Source organism: Gemmatimonas phototrophica (assembly GCF_000695095.2).
In the GTDB taxonomy this organism is placed as follows: Bacteria; Gemmatimonadota; Gemmatimonadetes; order Gemmatimonadales; family Gemmatimonadaceae; genus Gemmatimonas; species Gemmatimonas phototrophica.
On the sequence record NZ_CP011454.1, the window covers coordinates 912,981 to 936,426 of the forward strand.

16 protein-coding genes are annotated in these 23,446 nt (G+C 65.0%); 3 read left to right on the forward strand and 13 right to left on the reverse strand.

Annotation, left to right across the window (positions count from 1 at the left end):
* Nucleotides 1-11 precede the first annotated feature (11 nt).
* The 9 genes from GEMMAAP_RS03830 to GEMMAAP_RS03870 form a co-directional block, all read right to left on the reverse strand.
* Nucleotides 12-3,293 (reverse strand): SusC/RagA family TonB-linked outer membrane protein, encoded by a 3,282-nt coding sequence (locus GEMMAAP_RS03830; RefSeq protein ID WP_026850172.1) that lies wholly within the window; start codon nucleotides 3,291-3,293, stop codon nucleotides 12-14.
* Nucleotides 3,294-3,658: 365 nt separating this feature from the next.
* Nucleotides 3,659-5,971, reverse strand: coding sequence for a tetratricopeptide repeat protein (locus GEMMAAP_RS03835; RefSeq protein ID WP_026850171.1), 2,313 nt, complete (start codon nucleotides 5,969-5,971; stop codon nucleotides 3,659-3,661).
* Entirely contained in the window at nucleotides 5,968-6,672 is a 705-nt protein-coding gene (locus GEMMAAP_RS19945) for a c-type cytochrome (RefSeq protein WP_202969185.1), read from the reverse strand. The genes GEMMAAP_RS03835 and GEMMAAP_RS19945 overlap by 4 nt, the downstream gene beginning before the upstream one ends.
* Nucleotides 6,673-6,680: 8 nt before the next feature.
* Nucleotides 6,681-8,108, reverse strand: a complete 1,428-nt coding sequence (locus tag GEMMAAP_RS03845) for a carboxypeptidase regulatory-like domain-containing protein (protein WP_026850170.1) — start codon at nucleotides 8,106-8,108, stop codon at nucleotides 6,681-6,683.
* Nucleotides 8,109-8,437: 329 nt separating this feature from the next.
* Complete coding sequence (locus tag GEMMAAP_RS03850) at nucleotides 8,438-9,718, reverse strand: (Fe-S)-binding protein (protein WP_158514723.1); 1,281 nt, start codon at nucleotides 9,716-9,718, stop codon at nucleotides 8,438-8,440.
* 11 nt (nucleotides 9,719-9,729) lie between these two features.
* Nucleotides 9,730-10,854: an FAD-binding oxidoreductase gene (locus GEMMAAP_RS03855; RefSeq protein WP_053334292.1), complete on the reverse strand. Its 1,125-nt coding sequence runs from the start codon at nucleotides 10,852-10,854 to the stop codon at nucleotides 9,730-9,732.
* 199 nt (nucleotides 10,855-11,053) lie between these two features.
* Nucleotides 11,054-12,466 carry an FAD-binding oxidoreductase gene (locus GEMMAAP_RS03860; RefSeq protein ID WP_043581093.1) on the reverse strand — a complete coding sequence of 471 codons (1,413 nt, stop codon included), beginning with the start codon at nucleotides 12,464-12,466 and terminating at the stop codon, nucleotides 11,054-11,056.
* A 130-nt stretch (nucleotides 12,467-12,596) separates the two neighbouring features.
* Nucleotides 12,597-12,968, reverse strand: a complete 372-nt coding sequence (locus tag GEMMAAP_RS03865) for a response regulator (RefSeq protein ID WP_026850168.1) — start codon at nucleotides 12,966-12,968, stop codon at nucleotides 12,597-12,599.
* Between the two features lie 164 nt (nucleotides 12,969-13,132).
* On the reverse strand, nucleotides 13,133-14,041 hold the full coding sequence (locus tag GEMMAAP_RS03870; RefSeq protein WP_053334291.1) for a sigma-70 family RNA polymerase sigma factor: 909 nt from the start codon (nucleotides 14,039-14,041) through the stop codon (nucleotides 13,133-13,135).
* Between the two features lie 488 nt (nucleotides 14,042-14,529).
* Here GEMMAAP_RS03870 and GEMMAAP_RS03875 point away from each other — a divergent pair, with 488 nt between their 5' ends.
* Entirely contained in the window at nucleotides 14,530-15,225 is a 696-nt protein-coding gene (locus tag GEMMAAP_RS03875; protein WP_026850167.1) for a DUF642 domain-containing protein, read from the forward strand.
* A gap of 279 nt (nucleotides 15,226-15,504) precedes the next feature.
* Here GEMMAAP_RS03875 and aroB read toward each other — a convergent pair whose 3' ends face one another.
* Nucleotides 15,505-16,590, reverse strand: a complete 1,086-nt coding sequence (gene aroB / locus GEMMAAP_RS03880) for a 3-dehydroquinate synthase (protein WP_075071416.1) — start codon at nucleotides 16,588-16,590, stop codon at nucleotides 15,505-15,507.
* 28 nt (nucleotides 16,591-16,618) lie between these two features.
* Nucleotides 16,619-17,164, reverse strand: coding sequence for a cob(I)yrinic acid a,c-diamide adenosyltransferase (locus tag GEMMAAP_RS03885; protein WP_026850166.1), 546 nt, complete (start codon nucleotides 17,162-17,164; stop codon nucleotides 16,619-16,621).
* An 87-nt stretch (nucleotides 17,165-17,251) separates the two neighbouring features.
* Between GEMMAAP_RS03885 and GEMMAAP_RS03890 the strand changes: the two genes are divergently transcribed.
* Nucleotides 17,252-18,286 carry an NAD(P)/FAD-dependent oxidoreductase gene (locus GEMMAAP_RS03890; RefSeq protein WP_026850165.1) on the forward strand — a complete coding sequence of 345 codons (1,035 nt, stop codon included), beginning with the start codon at nucleotides 17,252-17,254 and terminating at the stop codon, nucleotides 18,284-18,286.
* 42 nt (nucleotides 18,287-18,328) lie between these two features.
* On the opposite strand, the gene GEMMAAP_RS03895 is transcribed toward GEMMAAP_RS03890, so the two are convergent.
* Both GEMMAAP_RS03895 and GEMMAAP_RS03900 read right to left on the reverse strand, forming a co-directional pair.
* Nucleotides 18,329-19,243 carry an ABC transporter permease gene (locus tag GEMMAAP_RS03895; protein ID WP_026850164.1) on the reverse strand — a complete coding sequence of 305 codons (915 nt, stop codon included), beginning with the start codon at nucleotides 19,241-19,243 and terminating at the stop codon, nucleotides 18,329-18,331.
* Between the two features lie 275 nt (nucleotides 19,244-19,518).
* Entirely contained in the window at nucleotides 19,519-21,123 is a 1,605-nt protein-coding gene (locus tag GEMMAAP_RS03900; RefSeq protein ID WP_026850163.1) for an ABC transporter substrate-binding protein, read from the reverse strand.
* Nucleotides 21,124-21,174: 51 nt separating this feature from the next.
* Here GEMMAAP_RS03900 and GEMMAAP_RS03905 point away from each other — a divergent pair, with 51 nt between their 5' ends.
* A complete protein-coding gene (locus GEMMAAP_RS03905; RefSeq protein ID WP_026850162.1) occupies nucleotides 21,175-23,430 on the forward strand; it encodes a BamA/OMP85 family outer membrane protein in 2,256 nt (751 codons plus the stop codon).
* Nucleotides 23,431-23,446: the final 16 nt, after the last annotated feature.

The window sequence follows — 23,446 nt, forward strand, 5'->3', positions numbered from 1 at the left end:
CGGGCTCCGGATCAGAAGTTGAGGTTCAGCGCGAGCGACAAACGACGCGGGATCGGCAAGCCGAAACCGTCGGTGGCGTTCTGGAAGTTGTCCGCCAGCGAACCCGTCGAGCCGCGGCCGTTTTCGTTCGATTCCGGATCCTGACCAGGATACTTGGTCCACATCAGGAGGTTACGACCGGCGAAGGTGAGCGAGGCATCGCGGAATCCGAGCTTCTTGGCCATGTCGGCGCCGAAGTTGTAGGTGACCGCGAGTTCGCGCCACCGCAGGAAGCTGCCGTTCTGCCCCTGATACAAGCCGGGCTCGAGCAGGCGACGATAGCCGCGGATGTACGTCTCCGCGGCCTGGACACGCTGTTCCGGCGTGCTGGCCGGGTTCTGCATGACCGACTGCAGCTCCGAGAATTCCCGGCGGTTCGAGCCGATGGACGGGTGCTGCGACAGACGGAATCCGTCGGTGAGGTTCGACACCAGGTAGCCGGTGCGATACTCCAGCGTGTTCTGGATCTTCCAGTGGCTCGCAAACGACCACGTGCCACCAAAGGCGCCGGTCCACGTGGGTATGCTCTTGCCCACGCGCTGTTCGAACAGGATGCCGTTGCCCTCGTAGTCAGCCAGGAGCGGCTGCAGCGTGGACTGCACCGACGACTGCTGGATGTCACGCGGGGTGGCGAAATACGCCAGCAACTCTTCACGCGACGCGGCAGTGCCACGGCCGTTGAAGTTGATGGGGATCTGGCCGTTGTTGTAGCAGGTGATCGGCTTGCCTGCCGCGTTGGTGGCCGGCACGGTGCCGCAGGCGCTGGCGAGACGCGGCTCGTAGATGGAGCCGAGGGGCGCCCCTTCCTTGAGATAGATGCGATAGCGCGCGTAGCCGCCCGAGACGCGAATGGCCGGAGCGCCACCGAGGCTCGTGAGCGTCTGGTTGAGGTACGCCGCGTTGGCGAAGAGCTCAAGCTTGTTCGTGTTCTTGTTGATCACCTGCGAGCGCAGGCCGATTTCCATGCCGTTCGCGTCGATCGTGCCGATGTTGGTCAGCTGCGAATTGCGGAAACCACCCGACGTGGGGAAGGTACGCGGCACGAGGGCGTCGTTCACGGTACGGGTCCACGCGGTGTACTCGAGGGCGACCTTGTTGTTGAACAGGCCGGCTTCAAAACCCGCTTCCACTTCCGTCGAGATTTCGGGCTTGAGGCCCGGGTTGCCCAGCTGCGACGGAATGAGGCCGGAACCCACCGCGGTGACCTGCGGCGAGAACGTCGTGAACTGGTCGAAAGCGCCGGGCTGACGGCCCGACTGACCAATGGCCGCACGCAGACGGAAGGTGGAGAGCAACGTGGAGCTCCACCCCTGACGATCCGACGGCACCACGGAGAGCGACGCCTTGGGATAGAACACGCCGCCAGCATCCTTACCGAACGCGGAGGCGAAGTCGTACCGGCCGCCAACCGTGCCGAACACCCAGTCGTGCCAGCCGATCTGCGACTGCGCGAAGTAACCGCCGTTCACCGTGGTGAGGAACGACTCACCCGCGGAGATGTTCTGACCGCCGGCGCCGACCACTTCAATGCCGGGGCCCGGGAAGAAGGCCGACGAGCCCGTGTTGGTTTCGGTGCGGTTGTTGAAGACCTGCAGACCGGCCACGTTGGACGTGGTGAACGGGCCGAAGTCGCGGTTGTAGGCCAGCTTGCCGTCGAGCGTGAGCACGCGCGTGCCAGCCGAGAACACCTGACGCGACCCGTCCGGATTGTTGGACGTGAAGAGGTCGACGTTGTAGCCGAACGGCGAGAAGCCGAAGTCGCGCTGCGCGGCGTAGTCGAAGCCGAACGTGGACGACAGCGTGAGGCGCTCGGTGGCCGTGTAGGAGGCGTCCAGCGTACCGACATAGCGCTGCGTGGACGTCTTGTTGGTCACCTGCATGGCTTCACGGACCGTCATGAACGCCTGGTTGCCAAAGGCGTTGCCGGCGCCCGAGCAGCGGCCCGGGGAGATGTACGTGGAGGCGTTGCAGTTGGCGAGCTCGGGGCGCGCCATGTACGACAACGAATTCACGCCGTAGATGTTGTTGTTGTTTTCCGGCGTTTCGTTCGCGGTGTTGTAGTACGCGTTGTTGAAACGGACGCGGAGGTTCTTCGTGGGCACCAGCGACAGGTTGGCCGTGGTCTGGATACGACGGACCACGTCCTGCGCCGGGCCGTAATCGTTGCCACCGAACGGACCATTTTCGCGGTAGTAGCGACCGGACGCGAAGTAGGTGACGTTCTGGCCACCACCCTGCACGCTGGCAGAGGCGATGTTGCCGAGGCCCGTTTCAGTGATGTAGTCCTTGAAGACCGGCACTTCGAACACTTCGAAGGCCTTGAGGCCCGGCTTGTTCCAGTAGGTCGCGAGCGAGTCGGCGCGGGCCTGCGTGCGGGCGTAGCCCGAGTTGGGGGCCACACGATTGCCGAAGTCCACCGCGTCCTGCTGCAGCTGCATCGTCCACCGCGGCGAGCTGGAGGTGCCCGACTTGGTGAAGAACTGAATTACGCCGTTGGAGGCTTCGGTGCCGTACAGCGTGGCGGCCGCGGCACCCTTCAGCACTTCGACGCGCTCAATGGTGCTGGGGTCGATGTCGTCGATACGCGAGGGCGAACCACCGCCACCGTTACCGATGCCAAAGCCACCGCCCGAGTTGATACGCACGCCATCGACAAAGATGATGGGCTCGTTGGACTGCGAGAGCGAGGCGTTACCGCGGATGCGGATCTTGGCGCCTTCGCCCGAGAGACCACCGCTCACCAGACCCGACACGCCCGGCTCACGCGCGGTGAGCAGATTGGAGATGTCGTTGATGGGGGCGTTGGCCGGCGGCTGAATGACAGCCACCGTGTTGCCGAGGCGCTTGACTTCGGTTTTCTGACCGGAGCCAGTCACGACGACCTGGTTGAGCTGAATGGCGGACACCGTGACGGCAAAGTCGCGACGGGCGGTCTGGCCGCTCGTGACGGTGACCGTGCGCGTTTCACGGGAGTAACCGATGGCACGGACACGAACCACCACTTCCGCCGAACCGGACGGCGTGGGGATGCCGGTGATACGGTAGTTGCCTGACGCGTTGGTCATCGCACCAAGCTGGGTGCCATCGATCGTGACTTGCACGTTTTCGAGGGGACGCTGGCTGACCGCGTCGGTGACGCGGCCTTCGATGATCGCGGTGGGACCTTGGGCATGACTGCGCGCCAAAGGTACCGCCAAGGCGAGCAGCAACGCGGCGACGAAGCGTGAGCTTCGGGCGAGTAGAGCTCCGGGCATTCCTTAGCCTCCTGCAGGGACGAGGGGGGCCCAACCGAAGTCGGGCACGACGAACAAGCGAGCGAATATGCAGATTGTAACCGCGACCGGCAACCGCTCGTCACACCCACTTGTCCCCGATTATTCCGCTTGGGCGAACATTAGGTGCGTTTCACGCCCCGATTTACGTTCTTAATAGTGGAAAGTGGGACAAGCTGCGTAACGGACATTCGCGAAAGTCTGGCTGGGACGTCGAACGGCAAACTGCATTAGCGGTACGCCGCAAGCCCATGCCGGAGCCAGTCTTCGTTTGACGCCCCGTCCGCCCAATCGGAGCAGTCCTGGAAATGCAGCTAATGCCCTTACCCGGTTCGGTGAGCCCCCGCTTAGCGCCGCGCCTCGCGCAGCGCCTCCAGGAGCTTCACCGCCTCGCCGTTCGCCGCGTCGAGGGCCAGCGACCGCTTTACCGACTGTTCGGCCTTGGCCAGCTCCCCCGACTGCACGAACACCAGCGCCAGCTGGAAGTGGGCAGTGGCCAGCCCTGGATCGCGGGCCAGCGCCTGTTCCAGCCATGGCCGGGCCTCCGCGGCTCGCTCGCTGCGCAACAGCGTGGTGCCAATATTGAGGTAGGGAAGCGCCAGGGTGGGGTCGAGGGAAATCGCCCGCTCGTAGGCCCCGCGGGCGCCCTCCAGATCGCCGCCCTGTTCCAGAGCCACGCCGACATTGACCTCGGCCAGCGGCTGGCGCGGATCGGACTGCAGCGAAGCGCGGTAGGCCGACAATGCCGAAGGCATGTCGCCAACGGCGGCGTGGGCAAGCCCGAGGTTCACCAGCAGCGGTGCAGCGTTGGGGATGACCTGCAGCGCCGCCCGGTAGGCGGCGACCGCCGCGGCAGTGTTACCGGCCTCACGGGCGGCATCTCCCAGCCCGCCCAGCACCATGGCCCACCGGCGCCGCAACGCGCTCTGCCGGGGCGCCTGTTCAAGGTGCTGTTCAAGCGTGCGGCGAACACCGCGGTCATGGCCGCGCGTGTAATGCAGCGTGGCCAGCGCCAAAGCCTGGACATCCAGGTCGGGGCTATCCGCCAACTGCGTCAGCTGCGCCTCAAGCGTTGCGGGAACGCTCTCCATGCGCGGCTGCGCAAAACGATCCAGCCACTCGGCCATCCCCGCCACCTGTGCCATGGCGTTGCGAGAGGTGGGGTGCAACAGTTGTGACGTGGCCGTGGCCACATCGCTGTTGCCCCGGGCGGCCAGAATACCGGCAACGGCCGGCTCGTGCGGCTTGAGCGTGCCCCACCACCGGCGCGTCTGCGCTTCCAGCTCCTGCACCGACATGGTGGCATGACAGGAGCGGCAGGAGCCCACGAGTCCCAGCGACGAGTCGAGCGCCGCGCGCGGAATGGCAATGGTATGGTCGGAGCGCCCGTACCTGATGGCACGCCCCAGCTCGTGCTGCTGCTCGTAGGGCATGTGGCAGGACACACAGTTGCTGCCAGTGCTCTTCGCCGGATGCTTGGTATGCAGCGACACATTCTCGCGCTTGCTCGCGTGGCAGCTGGTGCACTGCCGGTCGTCCACGCGACCGGGAATGGGTTCGCCTGTCACGGTACGATAGCCTTGGCTATGCGGATCGTGGCACGACGCGCAGGTCATCCCGCCATTGCGATAGCAATCGCTGGCGTAATGCCCTTCCTGATAGGCAAAAGTGCGCGTGCGCCCGTCGGGGGTGAAGGGCGTATCACCCAGCTGCGACAGCGCGACGGAATAGAAATCGGTGAGTTGCGCACCTGGTGTGTAGCCGCTGGTCAGTCGCGTCTTGAGGGCGTGACAGCCCATGCAGGTGGCGACGCTCTCGTCTTTGGAGAGGGTGGCCAATGCCACCAGCCCGATGTCCGCACTCGTACTGCCCTGCTTCATGAGTTGCACATGGCGTGCGGCCGGACCATGACAGCTTTCGCAGTTCACGGCAAAGCTGGCAATGTCGGTGCGCCACTGCTTTTTGGTGTCGTCAAACCGCACGGAGATGTTGCTGCCGTGGCACGACTGACAATTGCTGAAGCGAGGCTCGTCACCCAGGATGCGCATGGGGGGCCAGTCGCCACAGTCGGCCAGCCGCATGCTGCGGGTAACGGGCTGCCACCCTGCGTTGGTACGCGTGCCGGTGTTGCAGAACCAGGTGCGGCTGTCCTTGCTCCAGTCGAAGGGCAGAAACCGTACGCTGCCATCCATCCAGTTGGTCACAAAGCCCTGCGTGCCGCCCCCCTGCATGTGCCCTCCACCAATCACACCGGTGACGGCATAGCTGGTATCGCGTTCGCCCTCGCGCTGCACGACAAACTCGTAGCGGCCGGCGTTCTGTCGCGGAATAACCGTGGCGTCGGCAAAGCGTATGGGCGCGCCGTTGAACGGGGCGATGACTCGCACATTATTACTGCGACTGCCCGGAATGCCGCCGGCGTTTCCGTGCGTGGAGGCCCGCCAGGCGCTGCTTTGCTCGGCGTGGCACGACGCACAGCTTTCGGTTCCGGCAAAGGCGCTGGCCGGTGGGGAGACCGGCGTCTCCAATGCAGCCGTTGAGAGCGGTGTGGTGGCGTCGGTGGCCGGTGTGGACTCTCCGGTGCACGCTGCGAAGGTGAACAGCGCCGCAAGCTGCGCGAGCCGCGGCGCAAGGCGTTGGGCAACACGGCGGCGCGTCATGGCTGCAGGCCGTCGCGTGACCAGGCGGGGGGCTGGCAGTTGCACAGCGTCCGGATGTACTGCACCAGTGCCCGGATTTGCAGCGACGTGAGCGACCCTCCAAAGGCGGGCATGCGGTGAGACTTGTTCATGATGGCACCGCCGGCCTCAATGGTGTCAAAGAGGGCATCGTCGCTACGCGCACTCATGGCTTTGCCGTCACCGTGTTTGGCGGGAGGCACGGGGAGCCGCGCGGCGTTGGGGCCATCTCCCTTGCCGGTGGCGCCGTGGCAGCCGGCGCACCATTGGGCGTAGAGTGTTTTGCCGTCGGTGCTTCCCGCTGCGGGCGACAGCGGGGCGGTTACGATTTGTGTCGCATCACCACCCAGGTAGCGCACGAGCAGCTGCCGTTCGCTGGCGGGCATGCGAATGCGCGGCATGCTGGCGCCGGGTTTGGTGTGTTGCGGATCGCTCACCATGGCAGCGATGTACGCGGCATCACGGCGGGTGCGTACATCGTCGAGCGCGGGGCCCAGCACACCGCCTTCGCCCTTGAGCTGGTGACACCCCAGACAGCTCGCCTTGTCGCGCAGCAGGCGTTCGGCCTTGGCGGTGGCAAAGGCCGACAGCGGGGCGGCAGGATTTTGCGCGCTGGTCGCGGCGGGGAGCGTCAGTATGGCGATGCAGTACAACACCCGAAGCAGCGGCGAGACGTGACGCACCAGCGGGCCTACTTCTTCACCGGCGGGTCGTCCATACGCGCACCGGTCCAGATGACGGCGGAGCCACAGCCATTGCGGGTCTGGAACTGCAACGGAATGCTGGACGTGCGAGCGTAGAGTTCCACGGCGCGCACATCCTTGGGGTTGATGATGTTGTCGAGGTCACCGTCCTCGATGTTCACCAGCATGCCGTTCAGGAAAATGGCCGGGGCGCAGTCGCCAGTGATTCCGCTGCTGCGTACCAGCACGCGGTCGCGACCGAACTGACCCGGCATGGTGACGATGCCCGGCAGGCCACGGAAGACGTCGCCCATATAGATCGGCGCTTTCCGCTTGATGTCCTCTTCGGTGAGGAAATGTCCGAAGCCCAGTTTGCGACGTCGTTCAAATTCTTCGAGCGGTACGGCCCGGTTGGCACGCACACGCAACGTGTCCACCGTGGTGACCAGCGGTGTGAGCGCCAGATCGGCAACCGCGTCTCGGTTGGCCCCCAGATCTACCGACACCCGGTGCGGCTGAAAGCCTACCGCGCGCGCTTCCACGGTGTAGCTGCCTTCGGGCAGATTGGCGAACTGATATTGCCCCGCGCTGTTTGCCGTGGCCTCAACGCCGGTGCCCCACACGGTGACGCGTGCCCCGTTCACGGGTTGCCCGGTCTGGTTGCGCGCCACCCCGCGTAACGTGGCCTTGCCTGTCAGCACGCTGGTCACGCGATTGCCCCTGACCTGCGCGCGCGTGGCGGACCCAATGAACAGATCGCGCAGCAGCAGCCCATTGCCTGGCACCGGCAACTCCACGAAGCCACTGCTGTCGGCCCCGGCAAAGCCGCGCACGGTAATGGCTCCATTCGGTGGGACGCCGCATACAGCGAACGTGCCTTCGGGGGTGCTGGTAGCAATGCGCACGTTGGGGACGCGCTCCAGCCCCTGCGGTGTGACGCGGTTGGTGTTGTATTGCGCCCGCACCCGTGCGGGAGTGCCAATGGATGCGCCATTGGCGAGGCGTACAGTGCCGAAGTACATGCCGCGTGGCAACTCCGGAGACGGAGCACCACAGCGCGCTTCGATCAGGGTGCTGGCCGACGGGGTGGCCAACTTGACCATCAGCGGCTCGTCCGAGGCGACTTCCACGCGCAGCAGGCTGCTTTCAATACCCAGGCTGTCGAGAAACGGGTGCAGGAAGCCGACGAGATACACCCCGGCAGGCACATCCTCAATCTGAAAGACGCCCTGCAGATTGGTGACCCCGGCCAAAATGCGCCCGCTGGTCGCGCTGTCGGCCGAGACCAGCTGCACCGTGGCGCCGGTCAGCATGCGGGAGCGCACGCTGTCCAGCACCTCGCCACGCACGCGTGCCCGCACGGGGCTCTGGGCGGACGCCGGCACGGCGGCGGCCAGCAGCAGTGTGCACAGGAGAGTTGAGACGGGAGAGCGCATGAGGCGAGAATAGGCCAGAGCGGGCGATAAGGCCAGACCCCCTCGCCTCTGGCGTCCGGCATCTGAGATCCAGGACTGCCGAGGCGGGACGGGGAGGTGAGAGCGTTGCGAGTCGAGAGGGGCGATGGATATCGAGTGTGAGAGCGTCGAGACAACCACGATGGTGAGAGGTCCGAGCAGTTGCCTCCGCGCGGATGTACCCCACACCGACGCCGCTGGGTTAGCCGCCTCTACCCGCAGTTACCCGGTAACCCAATAACCCATAACCCATGACGCCGTTTCAATCTCACCCTCTCCCTTCATGAGTCTCACCTCGCCAATCTCCCATCTCATTCATACGACGCCGCAAGGAGTTCGACCGGGTGCACGACTCTCACCTCTGACCTCTCCAGCAGCAGGCCGGCGCCGATTTGCATGAGGCATCCCGGGTTCCCGCTGGCGAGCAGTTCGGCGTGGCTCTCCTTGATGCGCGCCAGTTTGGGGGCGAGCACGGCGTCGGAGGTATCGGGCTCAACGAGATTGTAAATGCCGGCCGAGCCGCAGCACTGGTCGGCGTCTTCGAGCGGAATGAGATCAAGCCCGGGGACGGCGCCCAGCAGCTGCAGCGGCGGCTGCACGATGCGTTGGGCGTGCATTTGATGGCACGGGGGATCGTGGGTGACCCGCCTATCCATGGTGCGCGTGCCGCGCCGCGGTCCGGCGCTGGCCAGCAATTCGCTCACGTCGCGGGTGCGGGCCGCCAGCTCCTGGGCTCGTGTGGCGTAGGCCGGGTCGTCGTGCAACAGGTGCCCGTATTGCTTGAGCATGGCCCCGCACCCGGCGGCGTTCACCACGACGAGCGCTGACGGGTGGGCGGCAAACGCGTCAATGTTTTGTCGGGCGAGGGCGCGGGCGCCCTCGAGATCCCCGGCGTGTGCGTGCAGCGCCCCGCAGCACCGTTGCCCGCTGGTGGTGCACGGGGTGAAGCCGTTGTGATTCAGTGCCGAGGTCGTGGCCTCGTTGACGTGGGCAAAAAGCCCGGACATCACGCACCCTTCCAGCAACGTCACCGGCGTGCCGTTGGTGGCGGCGCGCGTTGTGGTACGGCGTGCCACATGGGGGCTGGTAGACGCCAGCATGGCCAACGGGAATCCCAGCCGCCGCGGGACGACGGGGGCGAGCAGGCGGGGAAGCCCTGTGGCGCGAACGAGGCGCGCGGCGGCGAGCGCCGTGCGCAGCAGCAGATGATGCTGAAACACCCAGAGCACCAGACGGGCCACTAGTGGGGTGCCGCGTACTGGTGCCATCGTTGCGCGCGTGGCCTCCAGCAGTTCGCCGTACGGCACGCCGCTGGGGCAGGCGGTTTCGCATGCTCGGCAGCCCAGGCAGCGGTCGATGTGCCGCCCGGCATCGCGATCGTCGAGCGCAATCTCGCCGTCGAGCATCCGTCGCATGAGCACGAGTCGCCCGCGCGGGGAATCGTTTTCGTCTTCGAGATTGACGTACGTAGGACACGCCTGCAGGCAGAAGCCGCAGTGCACACAGGCATCCAGTCCGGCAGCGGCCTGCTGCAACGGAGAGCCGGGCAGGGCACACGCCGGGGTGCCAATGGCAGGAGATGCGGAAGTCACCGTGGCCATGGTCAGACGTCGGGGTGAGCGAGTGAGGTGGCTTGCACCGGCGCGAGCCGGTTGAGCAGATCGCGCGGATCGAGGGCGCGTTTTACCCCGTCATCCAGCGGGATGCGCGGCGTGGTGGTGTGCCGTCCCTGGTCCATCACGACGGACATGGTGTGCATGGCCCCACCGGCGGCGGCGAGGCGGTACCAGGTCGCGATATCCCGCTCCACGGCGCCGGCCGCGTGCGCCGGCACGATCACGCGGAGCGAACCGTGTGCCGGATCGTAGAGCAGCGTCGCCAGTGGGAAGGCGTCGAGTGCCGCCCTCACAAACGGGACCGCGTCGGACCTGTGGGTGCGCGCGCGCAGCACCACCGTGTTGGCGGGGGTGTGTCGCAGCGACTCGTGTACCGACGAGGGGGCCATGACCGAGGGGGGCTCCACGCCAAACGACCGCACGAGCTGCAGCAGCGCGGCGGCGCGTGCGGCGTTGCCGGAGACACGCGCCCACAGTTGCGGCGCGGTGTCTGGAGCGAAACGCAGGAGCATGGGTAGCGGCGCTCGTTGCGCCACAATGCGCGGAATGAGATCGTCCACGCCACCCACCGCGGCATTGGGCACGGTGCCCATGTAGATGTCGTCGAGCGCCGGGCTGGCGTGCAGGCGCAGACTCACTTCAGTAATCACGCCCAGGGTGCCATAGGCGCCCGTGTGCAGCCGGACCAGATCGAAGCCGGCCACATTCTTCACCACACGACCACCTACCCGCGTGATGTCTCCCGCACCGGTGATGACCTGCAGCCCCAGCACGAGGTCGCGCATGGTGTAGTCGCCGTACGTGAGCGGGCCGTACGACGCCGTCGCGACGGCCGCCCCCACGGTGGCCGTGGTGTCGCCATAGGGCGCCAGCGCCAGCATCTGGGCGTGTTCCCCGGTAATCGCGCTCAGCTCCTCGAGCGTGGTGCCGGCGCCCACCGTGATCACCAGGTCGCCCGGTTCGTATTCCACCACGCCGCGCAGATGGCGCGTGGGGAGCGGCTGCGCGGGCGCCCAGGGACCGCCGCCCTCCAGCCAGGTACCACTGCCTTCGATGCGCAGCGGTTCCTGGGTGTCGCCTATTTGCTGGGCCAGCTCGCTTATGCGCTTCATTGCTCCGTGCGCGGCGCTGAAAGTGGTGCTGACTGCGAGATGGGTTGAACAGATCGCACGGAGGCATCAAAGGCATCCAAGGCAACAACGCCTACTCCAAGGGTTGGTTGGAAAAGGCTGCAAGATTCTGTCGTTCTTGGATGCCTCGGATGCCTCGGATGCCTCCGTGCCATCGGTTCCACGGTCACGAGGTTCGCCATTACTGCGCCCGCCGTACGGAAGCTGTGCCGTGCCATTCCCGACACGCATGCACCGGAACGACTTTCCCCGGATTCGCCCGCCGATCCGGATCAAAAACGCTGCGCACGCGGCACATGCTGTCGAGCGAGGCGGCGTCGAAGAGCGATTCCATGTACGGCAGTTTGTCGAGCCCCACGCCGTGCTCGCCGGTAATGGTGCCACCGGCGGCGATGCAGGCCAGCATGATCTCCGACATGGCCGCGTGCACCCGTGCGCTTTCGTCGGCGTTGGTGGCGTTGTACGGAATGTTGGGGTGCAGATTGCCGTCGCCAGCATGAAACACGTTGCAGACACGGACATCGTGGGCGGTGGCAATGGCATCAATGGCGGCCAGCACCGCGGGCAGTTTGGTGCGCGGCACCACGGCGTCCTGCACCACCAGCGCCGGGGCCAGTCGCCCCATGGCGCCAAAGGCTTTTTTGCGCCCCTGCCACAAGCGGGTGCGATCGGCGGCATCGGTGGCCACTGTCACGCCGCGCGCGCCGCTCTCCATACAGGCGGCGCGAATGATCTCCACGTCTTCATCCAGGCCAGCGGCGATGCCATCTACTTCGCACAACAGCACAGCGGCGGCGTCTACCGGATAGCCGGCGGCGTAGATGCTGGCCTCCACGCACCGAATGGTGGCGTTGTCCATCATTTCCAACGCGGCGGGCACAATGCCGGTGGCCACAATGCGCGACACGGCGCGGGCCGCATCGGCGACCGACGAAAAATCAGCCAGCAGCGTGTGCACCGCATCGGGGAGTGGCACCAGGCGCACGGTCACTTCAGTCGCAATGCCGAAGCACCCTTCGCTCCCCACAAAGGCCCCCAACAGGTCGTAGCCCTCGCTTTCGCCGTACGCGCCACCCAACCGTGTGACACTCCCATCGGGGAGCACCACTTCGCACTCCAACACGTGATTGAGCGTGACGCCGTACTTGAGGCAATGGGGACCACCAGCGTTTTCAGCTACGTTGCCGCCAATCGTGCACACCGTCTGGCTGGACGGATCGGGGGCATACTGCAACCCATAGCGCGTGGTTTCCCGCGAGAGTCGGGCGTTCACCACGCCGGGTTCTACGCGGGCCAGCCGGTTGACCGGGTCCACATCAATGATGCGCGTGAGGCGGTTGAGCCCAATGAGCACGACGTCGTTGGCGAGCGAGCCGCCCGACAATCCGGTGCCGGCGCCGCGCGGGACCCACGCCGTGCCAGTGACGGCAAGCGCGCGCACCACGGCAATGAGTTCATCACGCGTGCCGGGGAACACCGCCAGTGCAGGGGTGGCCCGGTATCCCGGCAGCCCGTCGGCATCATAGGGCGCGAGCTCGGCATGACGGGACTTGACCCACTTGGGGCCAACAATCGCGGACAGGGTCTCTCGCATGGGACTAAAGTAGCGAGCGGAGCGCGGGCGAGTGATAGGCGGATTCACTCCAACCCGTAACCCATACGCCAAACCCGGAACTGATCGGTTCCGGGTTGCGAGTGTGCGTTCCAAGTGCCGGGTAACGTGCCTAGAGCGGACAGATCCGCCCAACCGCCTGCTTCAGCGTGGCCAGATCAAACGGCTTTTGCAGCACATGCTGGTGTTCCGACAAGACACTGCCCGGTTCCGCATCAATCACCGCGTCACCCGTCGTGAGCAGCACCCGCATCGCGAGGGCAGGGCGTTCGGCCATGAGTGCACGGACAATGGCTTCGCCGGTGATCACGGGGAGATGCAGATCGCACACGCACACATCGATGCGGGCGTCGGTGTCGTCTGAACTGCTCAAGAGCAGATCCAGCGCCGCTTGTCCGTCCTGTGCTTCAAGGACTGCCCACTGCTGACGCTCAAACCACCGCTTCAGCGCAAAGCGAATGCCTGGTTCGTCGTCAACAATCAAGACTCGCGGCAATGCATCGCCTCCGGGGGTGAAGCAAACGGTGGATACCCGCGACACCGAGTATCCACCGTTCGCAATGTATTCCTGAGAGGTAATTCTTACAACGAGGTGCGTGTGGTGAACGGTAGATCACCTTACGGCTGAGTCAGCTTCCGGCTCGGTGATTACGCCGCACCCCAGAAGCCAGCGAGGGCATTGCCGTCGGGCGATTCACGGAGCTTCTCGAAGGCCCGTTCACGAATCTGACGAATGCGTTCGCGGGTGACACCCATGAGTGCGCCAATGCGCTCGAGCGTCATCGCTTCAGCCCCTTCATCGAGCCCGTAGTACAGATAGAGAATCTTGCGTTCGCGCGGCGTGAGGTACTTCCGGAAGACGCGGTCGATGAACTCGCGCATAAGACGGAAGTCCGTGCCGTCTTCGATGTCGGCGTGGGTCTCGCCAGCGAACCGCTCGCCAAGCGTGGAGGCTTCCCGATCCTGACGGTCGATGGGCGCGTCGAGGGAGACCTCGGTGCTGCTGATCTGGCGCGCGCTGCGCACCTGCTCAACGGGCTCGCCCAGCAACTTGGCCATTTCGGCATCGGTGGGCTCGCGATTGAGGACCTGGTTCAGCACCATCTCGCCGCGCGCCATCCGAATGAGCTGCGAATTCTGGTTGAGCGGGATGCGTACGCTGCGCGTCTGCTCGGCCAGGGCCTTCAGCACCGCCTGGCGCACCCACCACACGGCGTACGAGATGAACTTGACACCCTGATCGGGATCGAACTTGCGGACCGCCTTGAGCAGCCCCTCGTTGCCAATGGCGACGAGCTCCGAGAGATCGAGGCCATGCCCCTGATACTTCTTGACGTAGCTGATCACGAAACGGAGGTTCGCCGTCACGAGCCGTTCGGCTGCGGATTCGTCGCCCTTCTGGGCGAGGCGAGCGAGGCGGCGCTCTTCAGCCGCATCGGTGATCAGCGGGAGCTTCTGAATATCGTGGAGATACTGGTCGAAGGCCGTGGAAGGAGCGGAACGGAAGAACCCCTTGGAGCGGGTCTCGGAAGTCCTGGTCGCAGCTGCTGCCTGCATACGCCCTCGCCGACATGGTACAGAAGTAAGGCCTGGGGACGGCCCGGAACTGGGTGGGAACGCCACGATAACGGTCGCAGTCTGGACGGTCAATGAAAATTTTGAGTAAGTGACGAATAAAGTCAGTCTGGCGACAGTGTACCGACATTTGTGTGATTTTTAGGACAGAAATTTCCGATCAGTCTGCTAGGAATTGCTGTGGACAAGCGGTTTGTCCCAACAGGGTGTTGCGCCGGCGCAGCGCACCTATAGGACGTACCCCTCGCTTTTTTCGTGGCAGCGTCCAGCGTGCTCTGCTTTCACGCGAGGTGTCTTTCGCATCAATCATGAACTATTTGTAACGACTAGCGGGTCATTCACATCAGCCAGGGTGCTGTTCTGTGACGCCGCCCGCGCAGAGACCGTCGTGGGTGGCGAGTCAAATCATGTGGCACAATACATGAACATGGGATCATCAAACCCAACTTTTCACCCATTCGGTCACTCCCATGCGTCGTCTCCGCACCCTGCTGGTTCTCGCCACCGCTGCCTCGGCCTCCTTTGCCACCACCGCCGGGGCCCAGTCGTGCACCACGATGGCGGGCAACCTGGTCTCGAACTGCAGCTTTGAGAATCCGGGCCCGAGCGCGGGTCCCAACTATCAGTTCCTGAGCACCCTTCCCGGTTGGTCCGTGACGTCCGGCAACAAGTTTGAACGGTGGTCGAACGGCTTCAATGGCTTCACCTCGAAGGATGGAGTTGCCCATCTCGAGCTCGATTCGAACATCGGCAACACGAGCATCTGGCAGTATCTGTCCACCGTGGCGGGCCAGCACTACACGGTCACCTTCTCGGCGGCCCACCGCTCATTGAAAACCCAGTACAGCCAGCTGGAAGTGCTCATTGGTGGCCATAATCCGAGCAACAGCATCTTCACCACACCACAGATCACCAACGCCGACCCCGGGCAGTACCAGTGGGTGACGTACCAGACGTCGTTCACGGCGACCAGCAACAACACGAAGATCGTGTTCCGTGGTATCGGCCCGTCCAACACCTACGGCGACCATCTCGACAACATCTCGGTATCGGCCACGGCCGGTGGAGTCGTGTCCACCGTCCCGGAGCCCTCGACCTATGCCCTCATGGGCGCGGGACTGCTGGCCCTCGGCTTCGTCGCCCGCCGCCGCCGGTCAAACGTCTGAGATCTGAGACGGCCGAGGCCTGACGGAGAGGTCAGAGTGTTGTGAGTTGAGAGGTGGGATGGAAACGGCGTTATGGGTTATGGGTTATCGGGTGACCGAGTAACTGCGGTAGAAGCGGGGACGACCGCTGTTCCAGCGGCGTCGGTGAGGGGCACTTCCCGCGCCGACGCCAGCACCCGCACTTCTCATTGTCGTGGTTGTCTCGACCCTCTCACACTCGATATCCATCGCCCCTCGCGACTCGCAACGCTCGCACCTCGGCATCGCGAATCTGAGAACTCAGATCTGTTCTCTCAACGCAGTCACAACGAGGTCGTCGTGGACGGGTAGGGCCCACTTTCCTTCGGCCGGTTCCATTTCGCCGATCGATCGTGGCAGCGCGTAGCGGGCGGCGCCGCTGCGCGCTTTTTTGTCGCCGTGGGTCTCGGCCACGATATCCACGAGGCGAATGCCGGGAGGCAGTTGGACCGGAAGCCCGGCGCGCTCGAGAGCGTCGCGCACGGCCAGCGCGAGGCCATGGGATGCCAGCCCGGTGAGCTCGGCCAATCTGGCTTCGGTCACCATCCCCATGGCCACCGCATCGCCGTGCAGCATGTCGTAGTGCTGCACCTTCTCGATGGCGTGCGCGATGGTGTGACCGAAATTGAGGATCTGCCGCAGCCCTCCTTCCCGGGTGTCCTCGGCGACCACGTCGGCCTTGATGTGCACACTGGCCGCAATGAGTGCGGACATTTCCGGCGCGTGAGCGCCCTGCTCCTGAATGGCAGGGAGGGCCTGGAGCAGCTGATCGAAGTAGCTGGCGTCGGCAATGATGCCGTGCTTGAACATCTCGGCCATGCCGCTGCGCAGCACGGCGGGAGGCAATGTGGCCAACACGGTGGGGTCCATCACCACCGCCACGGGATTGTGAAACGCCCCCACGAGGTTCTTGCCGGCCGGTGTATCCACGGCGGTTTTGCCACCCACGGATGCGTCAACCATGGCCAGCAGGGTGGTGGGCACCTGCACCACCGGGAGGCCGCGCATATAGGTCGCGGCCACAAAGCCGGCGAGGTCGCCCACCACGCCCCCGCCCAGCGCAATGACCGTGGTATCTCGGCCAGCGCCCCAGGCCACCAGCGCGTCGGTGAGTTGGCCCCAGCGCTCGCGGGTTTTTTCCTGTTCGCCGGCCGGGATGGTAAACAGCTGGGTGCTGGCGGCAGGGAACTGCGCCACGATGGCCGCCGCGTGCAATGGCGCCACCGCGTCGTCGGAGATGATGGCTACCCGGTGGGAGGGGGCCACTTCACGGGTGATGTCGCCCACCCGCGCCAGTACCCCTGCCTCACAGTACACGGGGTACCCGAGTGGGAGGGGCAGGGGCACGGGCCGCCGAGTGGTCACGGCGTACGCCCTACCAGGTCACTTCGCCGGCGCCGGCCCGCTTGTTGGCCACCCGGGCCAGCATGAACAGCAGATCCGACAGGCGATTGAGATAGATGACCACGAGGTGGGGCAGCTCCACTTCACTGGCCAGGTGCACCACGCGCCGTTCGGCCCGGCGACACACCGTGCGCGCCACGTGCAGGGCGGCCGCCTTGGGGGTTCCCCCGGGGATGATGAAGCTGCGCAGCGGCTCGAGCTCCTGTTCGCAGGCGTCGATCGCCTTCTCCAGTTCATCAATGCGCTGCTCGTCGATGCGCGCCTTGGTGAGATGGTCGCGCATCTTTTCGAGATCGGGGGTGGCCAGCAGTGCCCCAATGGCGAAGAGGTCGCGCTGCACGGGCACGAGGACCTCGTCGATGCGCGGAATCATCTGAATGGAACGCGCCATCCCCAATGAGGCATTGAGCTCGTCGACGTCGCCGTACGCGTCAACGCGGGGATGGTCTTTGCCAACGCGGCCACCGCCAAACAGGGCTGTGGCGCCTTCGTCGCCGGAGCGGGTGTAGATCTTCATTCCGCATAATAAGCGGGTCCCCCGGGGAGTGGAGGATCACGGCGTGCGATCTACGGAAACGCCCGTCTTTTGTGTACTTTTGGAGCCATGACGACCCACGAGATCAAGGACCTGACCATCATTGGCGGCGGCCCCACGGGGATCTTCGCCCTGTTTTACGCCGGCATGCGCGGCGCCACGGCGCAAATCGTTGACGCGCTCCCCGAACTGGGGGGGCAGCTCACGGCGCTGTACCCGGAAAAATACATCTTTGATGTGGCGGGTTTCCCGCGGGTACTGGCCAAGGATCTCGTGCGGAACCTCACTGAACAGGCGGCCCAGTTCCATCAGGAGAAGGGCATTCCCGCGCACCTGGGGCAGCGCGTCGTGGGTCTCGAGGAGCACGACGACCATCTCGTGCTGGTCACGGACACCGATCGGTTTCCCACGCGGGCGGTCATCATTGCGGCGGGCATTGGCGCCTTCAGCCCGCGCAAATTGCCGCAGGCGTGCGCCGAACCGTGGTACGGTCGTGGAGTGCACGCGCTGGTGTCCAACCCGGAGGAGTTCCGCGGCAAGGATGTGCTGATCATTGGAGGCGGCGACTCGGCGTTTGACTGGTGCGCGCAGCTGCGTGACAAAGCCAAGAGCGTCACGCTCGTGCATCGCAGCGACCGGTTCCGCGCGCACGCTGCGACCGTGTCGGAAGTGCAGGCCGCTGCCGCGCTTGGTGATGGGCGAGTGAACGTGTTCACGTTCCATGAGCTCGAAGCCATTCAGGGCACCGACACCATTACCGGTGTGACCCTCAAGGACGTGAAGGCCAAGACGTCAAAGGACATTCCCTGCGACGTCATTCTGCCCATGCTGGGCTACGTCTCCGATCTCGGGGCGCTGCTCGAGTGGGACATGAATCTCGCGAAGGATGAGATCGTGGTCACCACCATGATGGAGACCGGCCGCAAGGGGGTGTACGCCTGTGGTGACATCACCACGTACCCCGGCAAGCTCAAGCTCATCGCGGCCGGTTTTGCCGAGGCGTCCATCGCCGTGAACCAGGCCGTGCACCATGTCTACCCGGACAAAAAGGTGGCACCGGGGCACTCGTCGAATCTCGCGATCTTCGGGCAGAAAGACGACTGAGTTCTGTGGTGCTGTTGACGCTGTCCAATGCACTGGAAGAGGCTACCGGACACGCGGATCAACTTTTCGGTACGCCATGTCCGTTAGCAGGTTCACGAGCACGAACACCAGCGACAGAAAGAGCACCGAGCCTTGCACGGCGGGGAGGTCGCGCCGGGAAATGGCCATCACGACATAGCGGCCGATCCCGGGCCAGCTGAAGATCGTTTCAGTGAGAATGCTGCCGGTGAGATACGCGCCGAAGTCGAGACCAATAACGGTCACGACGGGAATGAGCGCGTTGCGCAGCGCATGCCGAACAACGACTGCGCGTTCGGTGAGTCCTTTGGCGCGTGCGGTGCGCACGAAGTCGGCGCCCAGTACGTCCAGCATGGACGAGCGGGTGACGCGCGCGAGGTAGGCAATGCTGCGTGAACCCAACGCCAGCGCGGGGAGTACGAGAAACTCTATGCGGCCATAGCCTGAGGCCGGAAGCCAGCGCAGGGTGACGGCGAAGAGCAGAATGAGCAGCAGCCCTATCCAATACACCGGAAAGGAGATGCCCAGATACGTGCTGGCCAGCGCGAGTCGGTCAAACCACCCGTTGGGGCGCACCGCGGCGAGCACGCCGAGGGTGACTCCGGTGATCGTGGCGAGCAGCATGGCCGCGCCGGCGAGCAGCATCGTGCGCGGAAAGCGCTCGGCAATGTCGGTCACGATGGGGCGATTGGTGATGTACGACCGCCCCAGATCGCCCCGCAGAATGTTGCCGGCATAGTTCGCAAACTGGACCGGTAACGGCGCATCGAGTTTGAGCTCTGCCCGCAAGCGCGCCATGGTGGCCGCATCGGCCCGCTCACCAACCATGGCCTGCACGGGATCACCCGGCGCGACATAGAGCAGCAGGAACACGACCACCAGCACCCCAGCCAGCGTGGGCACGGAGAGCATAAGACGGCGGGCGAGCAAGGCGAGCATACCCAAAGTGTAACCGCCCGTGCCTCCTGAGACTACCAGACTGCCGTCTGTCGTCTGGAGACTGCCAGACGTGGATGTGTGAGCGTTGCGACTATCGAGGGGCGATGGATATCGAGTGTGAGAGTGTCGAGATAACCACGACCATGAGAAGTCCGAGCAGTTGCCTCCGCTCGGATGTGCCCCACACGGCCGCCGCTGGAACAGCGGCCGTCCCCGTTTTCCCCGCCCTTATTCGGTAACCCGATAACCCATGACCCATGACGCCGTTACTGCTGTTACTTCCCGGCGCCCAATCGAACCGTGGTCCAGCGCTGCCCGTTGAAGATGACCGGGACCTCGAAGCCTTTGATCCACGGCTGCACGGCGTACACCTCGTTGTAGAAGAACAACGGAATCATCGCCACCTGTGCGTGCGCCACGGAGTCGGCCGACTGGTACAGGGCGGCCCGCTTCACGGCATCGGCTTCGCGTCGTGAGGCGGTGACGAGGCGGTCAAAGGTGCTGTCCTGGAAGAACGACACGTTGCCGCCGGCGCCCACGTTGGCGCTGTGCAGTAGGGGATACAGAAAGTTTTCGGCGTCGGGATAGTCGGCATACCAATCCTTGACCACGAGGTCGGTCTGGCCCGCGCGCGCGGCGGCACGCATGCTGGGCGCATCGCGCTGCACGAGTTTGATGCGGATCCCCACCACACCCAGGTAGGCCTGAATCGTTTGCGCGAGTCGCGGCCACGGGTTGGTCTGGGAGCTCCACAGCTCCAGCTCCACGCCGTTGGGATAGCCCGCCTCGGCGAGAAGCTTCTTCGCCGCCAGCGTGTCGTACGCGTGCGGCGCGCGACTGGTGTTGGCCCCTTCGAGCGATGGCGGAATGACGCCGTTGGCCACGGTGCCGCGACCGGCAAGCAGCTGCTCCAGCAGCGTTGGCACATCGAGTGCGTGCGCGATGGCCTGCCGCACCCGCACATCCTTGAGCGGGCCGCGCGTGGTGTTGACGCCCATGTACCAGAGACGCAGCGCGGGCGCGCTCACCAGGGCGCCCTTCTTTTCGTCCGTGTTTTCCCACTCGCGGGTCTGATCTTCCGGCACGTACAGCAGGTCCACCGTGCCCGCTTCAAACTCCGCCACCGCCGTGGACGGTTCGGGAATGATGCGGGCAATGAGCGTGTCCACGCTGGGCGCGCCGTCAAAGTACGACGCGTTGCGGGCGAACTTGAGGTAGTCGTCGTGCTTCCACTCCACGAGCGTCCACGGTCCGGTGCCAATGGGCTTTTCGCTGAAATCAGCCCCCACACTGTCGGGTACAATGGAGGCTACCGGCATGGCCAGCAGTTTGGGGAAGATGGCCAGCGGTTCCGTGAGCGTGATGACCACCGTGCTGTCGTCGGGAGCCGTTACCCCCAGCGACGTCCCCTTGGCATCGGCCATCGCGCGGGCGCCCGCAATGGGATAGAGCGGCCACACCGTTCCCGCCTTGGTGGCCGGGTTGAGCACGCGCGTGAACGACTGCACCACATGGCGCGCCACGAGCGGGGTGCCGTCGTGAAAGCGGACACCGCGGCGCACATGGAACGTGTAGACGAGTCCGTCCGGTGAAACGTCCCACGAAGTCGCCAGGCCGGGTTCCACCTGACCGCCGGGGGTGAAGCGGGTCAGTCCGTCGAAGAGGTACGCCACGGCACGGCCGCTGGGAACGTCCGGGGCCCGTGCGGGGTCGAGTGACACCGGGTCGGACCAATCGCGCGAGTCCACAATCGCGTGACGATCGGGCGAAGAGTCCGCCTGCCGGCAGGCGCTCAGCGCCAAGGGCGCGATGCAGGCCGAGAGGCTCAGCAGGTGGGTGCGAGCGACCGAAAGAAAAACTGAGCGCGAATTGGTGCGCATGTTGTGGTTGACGGGGTGAGCGTGTCGGTTGAGCTTTGTAGGCTATAGAACGTGCGATTATTCGTCCATCTCCTCACTGCTGCCGTCGTCTACGGCGCGTCCGTTGCCGCCACTCCGCTCGCCGCGCAGGATCTCTCCTGTGAACGTGGTGATCGTGAGGTGCGGGCGCTCCGCTTCGCCGGCAATCGCGAATATCCCGCCTCGGTGCTGGCTGCGACAGTTGCCACCACCCCGTCAACACTACCGGGTGTCCCGTTGCTTGGCACCCGCCGCTGCCTCGATCCGGTGGAGTTTGCCCGGGATGTGCAGCGTCTGGAGACGCTCTACCGCCGTCGTGGCTACCCCGATGTGAAGGTGGACACCACCGTGCAGACGGTGAAGCCGTTGGTGATCGATATCACCTTCACCATTCGTGAAGGGGAGCCCATGCGGGTGTCGGGCTTCGGCATGCGCGGGGTGGAACGGGATCCCGACTTGGAAGGGGCGGCGCGCGATTTCCCGCTGCGTGTGGGAGGGCTCTTTGACCGCAGCGCCCTCGAAGCTGGGCGCGACACCCTCGTGCGGCGATTGCGCAACCTGGGGTGGCCGCAGGCCGAAGCACTGCTGGCCTACACCACCAATACGGCGCGTCGCACTGCTGACGTGGAAGTGACCGTGGTTCCCGGTGCACGGGCCCGCGTGGGGCGCATCGCCATTGATGTGGATACGAGCAATGGGCCCCGGTACGTGTCCGATGCCATGATTCGCCGCACGATGGCGTTGCGCGGTGGCGACTGGTATTCGGTGCGCCAGATCATCGACGCGCAGCGGAATCTCTATCAGACCGACGCCTTTCAGCGGGTGGAGTTGCAGCCGGACAGTGTGCAGCCTCCAGGCGATACCGTGGTGAATCTCACGGCGCGGCTGGTGCAGGGCGACCGGTATGCCGCGCGCGGTGGGCTGGGGTGGGCCACGCTCGACTGTTTCCGCGCCCAGGGCTCGCTCACCGACCGGGATTTTCTCCCGTATGCGCAGCGTCTCGAGCTCACGGCGCGGGTGAGCAAGATTGGTCTTGGGGCGCCGCTCGATGGCGCCGACGATTTTTGTCAGGGGCAGGCCCGCAGCGACCCGTACAGTCGCACGCTCAACTACTACACCTCCATGACGTTGCGGCAGCCCGTGCGCGCCAATCAGGCGCGGGTGCCGTCGCTCACGTTGTTCAGCAGCACCCTGTCGGAGTACAAGGCGTATTTGCGACGCACTCCCATTGGTGGGGTGTTCTCGCTCTCCGACCCCTTTGCCTTCCGCCCGTCGCCAAACACCCCGAGTACGCTGTCGTATCAGCTGGAGCTGGGACGTACCGAGGCGGAGCCGGCGTTTTTCTGCGCCGTGTTCAACGCCTGCGACGCGGATCTGCGCAACTTTCTGCAGCGCAACAACCGACTGGCTGCGCTGGAATTCTCGCTGTCTCGGCAGCGCGTGAATGATCCGTTGCGGCCCACCGGCGGCACCATTGTGCGGGCGACCGTCCGGCATGCCAGTACGCTCATTGGCTCCGATCAGACCCAACAGTTCAACCGCGCGACCGGCGATGCCTCGTGGTATCGGCAGGTGGCCGGTGCCACCATTACCGCCCATGTGCGGGCCGGTATCGTGCAGGGACGCGGCAGTGGCAATGGCGTGGGCAGTTTTATTCCGCCGCAAGAGCGTCTCTACGCCGGTGGCCCCACCACGGTGCGCGGCTTCCGCCAGAATGAGTTGGGGCCAGCGGTGTACATCGTGAGCGGGTATAGCACGATTGACGAAGACGGGGCGACGTACTTCCGGGCCGACGAGCAGAGCGTGGCCGAACGGGTGGTCCCCACGGGTGGCAACACACTGGTGGTGGGTAATCTCGAGGCGCAGTGGGCGAGTCCGGTGTTGCCCAAACTGCTTGAGCTGGCCGCCTTTGCTGATGCCGGACGTTTGTGGAATCGCGGATCGGGGGCGCGGGGGGCGTCGCTGCGTGCCGACGGGCCACTGATCAAGATCACGCCGGGCTTTGGTGTGCGTGTCGCCTCTCCGTTTGGCGCCATTCGCATCGACCTTGCCTACAATCCGTATGCGCTACCCGCCGGGGCTGCGTATTTCAACGCGCCGCTTCAGGAAGGCATTGCGCCGTTGTATTGCGTGAGCCCGGGCAATACGCTCACCGTGACGGGGGCCACCGTAAACGGACAACCCCCGGTGCAGCTGTCGGGCAGCTGTCCCTCCACGTATCGGCCGTCGCGTCGCACCGGGTTGTTCGGACGTCTCAATCCCAGCATCTGGATTGGGCAGGCGTTCTGATGACTCCACGCCCCGG

What these genes read in the sequence shown, in the direction of transcription:
- GEMMAAP_RS03890 (WP_026850165.1), top strand. Translation starts at nt 17,252, where the DNA reads ATGACGACCCACGAGATCAAGGACCTGACCATCATTGGCGGCGGCCCC.
- GEMMAAP_RS03900 (WP_026850163.1), bottom strand. Translation starts at nt 21,123, where the DNA reads ATGCGCACCAATTCGCGCTCAGTTTTTCTTTCGGTCGCTCGCACCCAC.
- GEMMAAP_RS03855 (WP_053334292.1), bottom strand. Translation starts at nt 10,854, where the DNA reads ATGAAGCGCATAAGCGAGCTGGCCCAGCAAATAGGCGACACCCAGGAA.
- GEMMAAP_RS03830 (WP_026850172.1), bottom strand. Translation starts at nt 3,293, where the DNA reads ATGCCCGGAGCTCTACTCGCCCGAAGCTCACGCTTCGTCGCCGCGTTG.
- GEMMAAP_RS03845 (WP_026850170.1), bottom strand. Translation starts at nt 8,108, where the DNA reads ATGCGCTCTCCCGTCTCAACTCTCCTGTGCACACTGCTGCTGGCCGCC.
- GEMMAAP_RS03895 (WP_026850164.1), bottom strand. Translation starts at nt 19,243, where the DNA reads ATGCTCGCCTTGCTCGCCCGCCGTCTTATGCTCTCCGTGCCCACGCTG.
- GEMMAAP_RS03875 (WP_026850167.1), top strand. Translation starts at nt 14,530, where the DNA reads ATGCGTCGTCTCCGCACCCTGCTGGTTCTCGCCACCGCTGCCTCGGCC.
- GEMMAAP_RS03885 (WP_026850166.1), bottom strand. Translation starts at nt 17,164, where the DNA reads ATGAAGATCTACACCCGCTCCGGCGACGAAGGCGCCACAGCCCTGTTT.
- GEMMAAP_RS03835 (WP_026850171.1), bottom strand. Translation starts at nt 5,971, where the DNA reads ATGACGCGCCGCCGTGTTGCCCAACGCCTTGCGCCGCGGCTCGCGCAG.
- GEMMAAP_RS03860 (WP_043581093.1), bottom strand. Translation starts at nt 12,466, where the DNA reads ATGCGAGAGACCCTGTCCGCGATTGTTGGCCCCAAGTGGGTCAAGTCC.
- GEMMAAP_RS03870 (WP_053334291.1), bottom strand. Translation starts at nt 14,041, where the DNA reads ATGCAGGCAGCAGCTGCGACCAGGACTTCCGAGACCCGCTCCAAGGGG.